Raw genomic sequence first — 6,810 nt, forward strand, 5'->3', positions numbered from 1 at the left:
CGTCCGCGGAGGAAGGCTCCGCGGACGCCCGCCCCTCGGGGTCGGTCGGTGGCGGCGGTCGTTAGCCGCCGTAGCGGAGCTCGACGCGCCGGTTCTGCGCGCGGGCGTCGGCCACCGACTGGGCGTCGCCGGTCTCGGGGGCCTTGAGCCGCGTCTCGCCGTACCCGTGCACCTGGAGCTTCAGGTCGCCGCGCGAGGCCTTGATCGCGCCGGCGACGGCCTTCGCCCGCTGCTCCGACAGCTTCTGGTTGAACGCGTCGGTGTCGACGGAGTCGGTGTGGCCGTCGACGGACACGGTCGCGCCGTCGGGCACGTCCTCGACGAGGTCCGCGACCTTCGCCTTCGCGGCCTTCGACAGCGTGGACTCGCTGGGGTCGAACAGGATGTCGGACGAGAGCGTCACGACGGTCTCGTCGCCGTCCGTCGTCGTGTCGTCGACGGAGAGCACCGAGCCCTCGATCACGTACTCCGTGACCGACCTGACGATGTTCTCCTGAGACGGCTCGCCCAGGTCGAGGGCGCCGACGGCGGGCCAGGCGTACCCACCGGCCGGGTCGTCGGTCGCAGCGGTGGCGGACGGGGCGGCCGCCGCGGCGGCGCCGAGGCCCACGAGGGCGATCGCGGCCGTGGCGAGCACGCGCCGGGGGTGTCGGGTGCGCAGGTGGGGTCGCATCGGCTCAGTCCTCGAAGGTCAGCGGGACGTCCTCGAACACCGGCATCGACTCGGCCAGCTTGACGTCGACGGTGGTGATGTCGTCCTCGGGCGCCGCGAAGAACGCCTGGTAGCCGACGGACTGGCCGGGCAGGGCGGTGGTGAAGACGGGGTCGGACCGGAACCACCGGCCGCCCCCGTCGGCCTCGACCACGCGGTACTCCTTGAGGTTCTCCCGGTCGATGAGGGTCAGGGACGGGGCCTCCCCGGTGGCGTCGTAGAACGACGCGGGCCGGCCACCGTCGTCGAACTCGGGCGTCATGACGAGCCGCAGCTCCGTCGTGGGGCCGGAGACCACGATGGACTCGACGCCGATGCGGACCTTCTTGTCCTCGGTGCCCGGGACGGTGAACGTCGCGTCGGCGATCACGTCGTCCGGGTCGGGGAAGTCGACGCCCGGCGTGCCCGAGTCCTCGCCCGCCCCCTCGTTCGAGCCCTGGTCCTCGCCGTCCGCGGCGGGCGACGTCGTCGCCTCGTCCGTGACCGTCGGGGTGGGGGCCGCGTCGTCGAACCCGGCCGCGTCGCCCGGGGAGCAGGCGGCGAGGGCGAGCAGGCTCACGACGGCCAGCGGGGCCAGTCGCGCGGGAGAGATTCGCATGATCATGTCCTGTCGGTGAGTGGATCGGGACGTGCCTGTCATGGAGTGCTGGAGTGCTGGAGTGCTGGAGTGCTGGTCGCTGCTGGTCACTGGGAGTGCCGGTCGCCGGGCCGGATACATGCCGGGGGCATCCGGCGCGGGACCCGTTCAGTCGTCGTCCTCGCCGAAGTGGGCGACGTGGGCGTGACGGTGGTGGGCGACGTACAGCCGCAGCTCGATGTCGCGGCCGTCGGTCATCGCGCCGAGCACGCGGTCGATGCGGTCCGACTCGCGGGCCGCGGCCCGGACGACGACGGCGGCGTGGTCCTTCGTGTCCGCGCCCGACCAGGTGCCGCGCTCGGCGAGCGCACGCTCCGTGGCGGCGACGCCGGACGCGAGGTCGGTGCCGGTGAGCCGCTCCACCTGCGTGCGGTCGAGGGTGATGACGGTCTTGTAGCCGTCGGAGTGGCGCACGGTGTACGCCGAGGCGTCCTTCGCGCGGGGCTGCGGCGAGGCCTCCTGCGACCCCGTCGTGACCCGCGCCTCGGCGCCGGTCGCCGGGACACCCGCGTCGTCGAACCCGGCGTCGGGGCCCGGTGCCGCGCACGCCCCCAGGGCGAGCAGGCCGGCGAGGGCGATCGGCGGGAGTCGGCGGGGAAGGTGTCGCATGGTGTGGTCTCTCCTGTCGCTGGGGTCAGCGGGATCGCTGCTGACACCCGTGAGTCGGAGGCGACGGCCGAAAGGTTGCACGCGGACGCGGATTCTTCTCCTGCCGGGTTCCCGCGTCACGGTCCGCCGGCGACCTCGAGGAGGTGGACGGCGGTGATCGGCGTCCCGTCGGGGGCGCGGGCGTCCAGCACGACCTTCGCGGAGCCGGCCCGGTTCGCGGTGAGCCTCACGGTCTCCTCGTCCGTCGCGTAGGCGCCGTTGGGGAGCGTCCACACCCAGTGCTCCGCGCCCTCGACGTCGGCCGTGAGCGTCACCGGCGTGCCGACCGTCGCCGTCGACGGCCCGGAGATCGCGACGCTCGCCCCGCCCGCGGCTGACGGCGGGTGGTCGCGCAGCCAGGCCGTGCCGCCCGCGCCGACGCCCAGGCCCACGGCGGTGCCCACGACGGCGGCGACGACGACGCGCGCCGGGCGACGGCGCCCGCGGCCCGTGGCCGTCCCCGACGTCGGCTCCGCGCCGTGCGCCGGGTCGAGCGCCCGCTCGACGTCGGCCAGCCAGGCGGCGGCGTCCGGGTGCCGCCGGGCGGGGGAGTCGGCGAGGCTGCGCCCCAGCGCGGTGGTCAGGGCGCGCGGCAGGTCGGCACCCTCGGTGAGCCAGGTGATCAGCGCGGACATCGCCCACAGGTCGGCGCGGGTGTCGACGGTGCCGGGGCCGCCCTGCTCGGGCGGCCGGAAGCCCTCCGTGCCGCCCGCGACCGTCAGCCCGGAGCTGCGCGCCAGGTCCTTGCACATGCCGAGGTCGGCCACGACGAGCCGTTCGTCGGCCCGCACGACGGACGTCGCCGCCCCGTCGGCGGGGCCGTCCGGGCTGGTGCGCAGCAGCACGTTGCCGGGGCTGAGGTCGCGGTGCACGAGCTGCGCGGCGTGCACGGCCTCGACCGCCGCCGCGAGCCCGCGCGCGACGGCCAGCACGTCGGCCGGCGACGCGGTCCAGCCCTCGGCGCGCAGCGCGTCGACGCGCTGCGCCAGCGTGCCGCGGTCGGCGTGCTCCAGCACCAGGTACGGCTGCTGCCGGTCGCTCTCGCCGATGTCGTGCACGGCCACGACGTGCGGGCTCGCGACCCGCCGCAGCGCGCGCCCCTCGGCGATGAACCGCTCGCGGATCTCCGGGTTGAGGCTGTGGTTCTCCGCGAGCACCTTGACCACGACGACGTCGTCGAGCCGCTCGTCGACGGCGCGGTGCACGGTGGCGAACGACCCCGCGCCGATCACCTCGCCCACGCGGTAGCGGCCGAGGTGCCGGTCGCCGGTCGGCCCGGCCATCAGGGCACGCCCCCGAGCGCCGCCGCCACGAGGGCGCGGCCCCGGGAGATCTGCGACTTCACGGCGGGGACGCTGCGCCCGAGCCGCTCGGCCACGTCGGCGTACGGCAGGCCCTCGATGTCCCGCAGCGTGACGGGCTCGCGGTAGAGCTCGGGCAGGGCGGCGAGCGCGTCGCGCACCGTGGCGCGGGTGGCCAGCAGCGAGCTCATCCGCTCGGAGGGGCCGACGTCGTCGTCCGGCAGGGTCGTCGTGGCCCGTTGGCGGCGCAGGTGGTCCACCACCCGGTGGCGGACGATGCCGTGCACCCACGTCGTGACGCGCGACCCGCCCGCGAACGACCGGATGGACGTGGCCACGGAGATGAGCACGTCCTGGCTGACGTCGTCGACGGCCGTCTCGTCGAGCAGCGAGCTGCGCACGAACCGCTGCACGACGCCCGACTCGTCCAGCTGCTCCACCAGCAGCTCCGTGGCGAGCGCGGAGCCGGCGGCGGCGCGGTGGCCGAGCAGGTCGAGCGCGTCGGCCGCGGCGTCGCCCGTCGTCGACCGGGCTGCGTCACGGGCTGCGTTACGGGCCGCGTAGGCGTCTCCGGCGTCGACGGCACGACCGAGCCGGTCGAGCGGGCCGTCCGCGGGCGCGCCGGAGGCGGGAACGGTGCGGTCGGGCATGCGGCCACCTTCTCACGCGACCGCATCGTGAGAAGGGCGGCCCCTCCGCTTGACCGTGTCCTGGAGCGCACGCACCATGGGCGGCAGGTCATGAGTGCCAGCGCGAAGCCCCGGCTCGCTGGCCGGCAACCCTCCTCTCGCGGCGGGGTGCCCCGGGTGACGACCTGGCCCCGCGTCGTCCGGCGCGCGGGCAAGCGCGGGGAGTCACCTCCCCGGCACCACCGAGGAGGACCACGCATGACCACTCTCGCCACCGCGCCCGCCCCGGCGCCCATCGCCCCGCCCGTGCACGACGTCGCGCCCGTCCTGCCCGTCGTGGGCGCGGACACGCTCGTCCCGCTCGTGGACGGCCGCCGGGTGCCGTACGCCAACCTCGACGTCGCGGCGTCGGCCCCGGCCCTGCAGGCCGTCGCCGACCGCGTGAACCGCGTCCTGCCGCTGTACGCCAGCGTGCACCGCGGCGCCGGCTACCTGTCGCAGGTCTCCACGGCGCTCTACGAGACCGCCCGTCGCACGATCGGCGCGTTCGTCGGCGCCCGCGACGACGACCTCACGATCGTCACCCGCAACACCACGGACTCGCTCAACCTGCTCGCGGGCTGCGTGCCCGCCGACCCGGTGACGGGCGAGCCCGGCCGCGTCCTCGTGCTCGACATCGAGCACCACGCCAACCTGCTGCCCTGGCAGCGCGTCACGGACGCCACCGTCGTGACGGGCGGGCCGTCCGTGGCCGCCACGCTCGCGGAGATCGAGGAGGAGCTGTCCGCCGGGGTGGCCACCGGCCGCCCGTACGCGCTCCTCGCCCTCACCGGCGCGTCCAACGTCACGGGCGAGGCGCTGCCGGTGGCCGACGTCGTCGCCGCGGCCCACGGGGCGGGTGCGCGGGTCGTGCTCGACGGCGCGCAGCTGGTGCCGCACCGCCGCTTCTCCCTCGCGGACACCGGCGTCGACTACGTCGCCTTCTCCGGGCACAAGACGTACGCCCCGTTCGGCGCGGGCGCCCTGGTCGGGCGGCGCGACTGGCTCGACGCCGGCACGCCCTACCTCGCGGGCGGCGGCGCCGTGCGGCGCGTGCGCACCACGAGCACCGACTGGCACGAGGGCCCCGCCCGGCACGAGGCCGGCTCGCCCAACGTCGTCGGCGCCGTGGCGCTCGCGGCCGCGTGCGAGGAGCTCGCCGCGCTGGACGCGGTGGCGGCCGTCGAGCACGAGGACGCCCTGCGCCGTCGGCTCGTGGAGGGGCTGGGCGCCGTCGACCGCGTCGAGGTCGTGCACGTGTGGGACGACGCCGTCGACCCGGTGGGCGTGGTGACGTTCACCGTCACGGGCTACGACCCGGGCCTGGTCGCCGCGTACCTGTCGGCCGAGCACGGCATCGGCGTGCGCGACGGACGGTTCTGCGCGCACCCGCTGCTCGGGCGGCTCGGGTTCGACGCCGGCGCCGTGCGCGCGTCGGTGGGCCTGGGCACCGCGGGCGAGGAGGTCGAGCGGCTCGTCGCCGCCGTCGGCGCGCTCGTCACCGAGGGCCCGCAGGCGCAGTACGACGTGGTGGACGGTCTGTGGGTCGTGGTCGACGACCCGCGGCCCGTGCCCGACGGCTCCGGTCTCGAGGGGCTGCTCGCCACCGCCGCGCTCGGCGCGGACGAGGCGTTCGGCTGCCTGCCCGACGAGCTCTGACGGGTCCCCCCGGCGCCAGGCCGGGGCCCGGGGACGACGACGGGGTGCCACCGTGCAGGTGGCACCCCGTCGCCCGCAGTCGGTCAGCCCTTGAACGCGTCCTTCGCGTCGTCCCCCGCCTGCTTGAGGTTCGCACTGGCCTGCTGGGCCTTGCCCTCGGCCTCTTTCTTCTCGTCGTCGGTGAGCTTGCCCGCTGCTTCCTTGACCTTGCCCTCGGCCTCCTCGGCGAGGTGCTTGGCCTTGTCTCCCAGTCCCATCGGGGCTCCTTCCGTCGGACGAACGACCTCGGGAATCGAACGTAGGCGGGTGCGGGTGTGCTCGCACGCGGGCGTCTCAGGGTGTGGTCCGGGTCGTCACGCGACCGCGAACGTCACGCAGAGCGCGGCGACGGTGAGGTCCAGGCCGACGCACCACACGGCGAGCGACCGGTGCACGACGACGTCCCGGCGGTAGTGGACCAGGTCCCAGGCGACGTGCGCGGCGAGGGCCAGGGCGGCGACGACGAGCCCGACGCGCGGCGGCATCGCGACCGCGGCGACGGCGACGCCGTAGTAGGCGACCATCGCGAACCCCTGCGCGAGGGTGGTCGGGCGGCGGCGGGCGAGCCCGTAGACCAGGAGGGCCAGCCCGACGACGCCGAACGACGCCCAGCGCGGCACGCCGGCGTACTCGAGGAACGGCAGGACGCTGGCCACCGGCACCATCGCCCAGCCCGCCCAGCGACGGCCGGTGGCGGCGGCCGCGAGGTAGCAGACGGCGGCCACGCCGACGGCGGTGGCCGGCACGGCGGCGGTGGTGGTCTCGGCGGGGGAGCCGCCGGCCGCGTCCCCCTCGGCGCCCAGGCCGAGGACGATGCCCAGGCCGGAGACGATCCCCACCGCGACCCACAAGGCGTTGACCCACCAGCGGGTGCGTGCGGGTGTCCCGCGGGCGTCGCGGCCGGTGGTCGTGCCGGGTCGTGCTACTTGCGGTGCTGCCTCGAACGGTGCTGCCTCGGAGTCCGACATGGCGTTCACTCCCTTGTGTACCCCAGAGGGGTATATACCCCTCTGGGGTACCGTACCGCGGTCCGTCCGCCAGGGGAACCCCCCGCCGCCAGGACGTTGTGGGTGGGGGGGGGGGGGGGGCGAAGGCCGGGTGAGGGGGGCCCGCGGCCCCCCCCCCCACCCCCCCGCGGGGGCGCCC

The 6,810-nt window shown here is 75.8% G+C and carries 8 protein-coding genes and 1 riboswitch; of the genes, 1 reads left to right on the forward strand and 7 read right to left on the reverse strand.

The genetic code is table 11. The features are described from left to right. Positions 1 to 61: 61 nt before the first annotated feature. From ACFWDO_RS20720 to ACFWDO_RS20740, 5 genes are all read right to left on the reverse strand, one after another. Complete coding sequence (locus ACFWDO_RS20720) at positions 62 to 673, reverse strand: OmpA family protein (protein ID WP_380326361.1); 612 nt, start codon at positions 671 to 673, stop codon at positions 62 to 64. 4 nt (positions 674 to 677) lie between these two features. After that, entirely contained in the window at positions 678 to 1,310 is a 633-nt protein-coding gene (locus tag ACFWDO_RS20725) for a hypothetical protein (protein ID WP_380326364.1), read from the reverse strand. A gap of 147 nt (positions 1,311 to 1,457) precedes the next feature. Further along, complete coding sequence (locus ACFWDO_RS20730) at positions 1,458 to 1,958, reverse strand: hypothetical protein (protein ID WP_380326367.1); 501 nt, start codon at positions 1,956 to 1,958, stop codon at positions 1,458 to 1,460. Between the two features lie 116 nt (positions 1,959 to 2,074). Beyond that, positions 2,075 to 3,280: a protein kinase gene (locus ACFWDO_RS20735; RefSeq protein ID WP_380326370.1), complete on the reverse strand. Its 1,206-nt coding sequence runs from the start codon at positions 3,278 to 3,280 to the stop codon at positions 2,075 to 2,077. Further along, positions 3,280 to 3,948 (reverse strand): RNA polymerase sigma factor, encoded by a 669-nt coding sequence (locus ACFWDO_RS20740; RefSeq protein WP_380326373.1) that lies wholly within the window; start codon positions 3,946 to 3,948, stop codon positions 3,280 to 3,282. The genes ACFWDO_RS20735 and ACFWDO_RS20740 overlap by 1 nt, the downstream gene beginning before the upstream one ends. Positions 3,949 to 4,034: 86 nt before the next feature. Next, a riboswitch (SAM riboswitch) is annotated at positions 4,035 to 4,151 on the forward strand. A gap of 34 nt (positions 4,152 to 4,185) precedes the next feature. Here ACFWDO_RS20740 and ACFWDO_RS20745 point away from each other — a divergent pair. After that, complete coding sequence (locus ACFWDO_RS20745; protein ID WP_380326376.1) at positions 4,186 to 5,625, forward strand: aminotransferase class V-fold PLP-dependent enzyme; 1,440 nt, start codon at positions 4,186 to 4,188, stop codon at positions 5,623 to 5,625. Between the two features lie 83 nt (positions 5,626 to 5,708). On the opposite strand, the gene ACFWDO_RS20750 is transcribed toward ACFWDO_RS20745, so the two are convergent. Continuing rightward, on the reverse strand, positions 5,709 to 5,882 hold the full coding sequence (locus ACFWDO_RS20750) for a CsbD family protein (RefSeq protein WP_380327194.1): 174 nt from the start codon (positions 5,880 to 5,882) through the stop codon (positions 5,709 to 5,711). Between the two features lie 96 nt (positions 5,883 to 5,978). Continuing rightward, on the reverse strand, positions 5,979 to 6,632 hold the full coding sequence (locus tag ACFWDO_RS20755) for a hypothetical protein (protein ID WP_380327191.1): 654 nt from the start codon (positions 6,630 to 6,632) through the stop codon (positions 5,979 to 5,981). Positions 6,633 to 6,810 lie beyond the last annotated feature (178 nt).

Origin of the sequence: Isoptericola sp. NPDC060185 (assembly GCF_042728595.1) — a bacterium.
Taxonomy (GTDB): Bacteria; Actinomycetota; Actinomycetes; order Actinomycetales; family Cellulomonadaceae; genus Isoptericola.